The 686-nt window shown below is 51.6% G+C and carries 6 tRNA genes; all 6 read right to left on the minus strand.

The annotated features are described in order from the left end of the window. Window positions 1-77: 77 nt before the first annotated feature. Window positions 78-151: transfer RNA gene (locus PAT3040_RS23460), tRNA-Cys, on the minus strand. Between the two features lie 12 nt (window positions 152-163). Further along, a tRNA-Gly gene (locus PAT3040_RS23465) sits at window positions 164-238 on the minus strand. Between the two features lie 5 nt (window positions 239-243). Then, window positions 244-318, minus strand: a tRNA-Gln gene (locus PAT3040_RS23470). Between the two features lie 30 nt (window positions 319-348). After that, window positions 349-424: transfer RNA gene (locus PAT3040_RS23475), tRNA-His, on the minus strand. Window positions 425-447: 23 nt separating this feature from the next. Next, a tRNA-Trp gene (locus PAT3040_RS23480) sits at window positions 448-521 on the minus strand. A 6-nt stretch (window positions 522-527) separates the two neighbouring features. Continuing rightward, window positions 528-611 (minus strand) — tRNA-Tyr (locus PAT3040_RS23485). Window positions 612-686: the final 75 nt, after the last annotated feature.

A 686-nucleotide genomic window follows, 5' to 3' on the forward strand; every position in this document is an offset into this window, starting at 1 on the left:
AGATTCGAACTCCTGACCTTTTGATTCGTAGTCAAACGCTCTATCCAGCTGAGCTAAGGCCGCACATTATGGTATTGTGGAGGCGCCACCCAGACTCGAACTGGGGGTAGAGCTTTTGCAGAGCTCTGCCTTACCACTTGGCTATGGCGCCAGAATAAAATGATGGAGCGGAAGACGGGAATCGAACCCGCGACCCTCGCCTTGGCAAGGCGATGCTCTACCGCTGAGCCACTTCCGCATTGATGGCTGGGGATCTAGGGATCGAACCTAGGAATGACGGAGTCAAAGTCCGTTGCCTTACCGCTTGGCTAATCCCCAACACTAGATACTTCGTTTGTGTGTGAGTTATGGGGCGATCGAGGGGAATTGAACCCCCGAATGTCGGATCCACAAACCGATGCGTTAACCACTTCGCCACGACCGCCACGCTACACACTAGATTAAATCTGGCAGGGGCAGCAGGAATTGAACCCACACCAAAGGTTTTGGAGACCTTTGTTCTACCTTTAAACTATGCCCCTACAAACTGGTGGAGGATGATGGATTCGAACCACCGAACCCGAAGGAAGAGATTTACAGTCTCCCGCGTTTGGCCACTTCGCTAATCCTCCAAAAAAAAAACAATGGTGCCGTCGAGAGGACTTGAACCCCCAACCTACTGATTACAAGTCAGTTGCTCTACCAGT

The sequence above is a fragment of the Paenibacillus agaridevorans genome (assembly GCF_003112455.1).
GTDB lineage: Bacteria > Bacillota > Bacilli > Paenibacillales > Paenibacillaceae > Pristimantibacillus > Pristimantibacillus agaridevorans.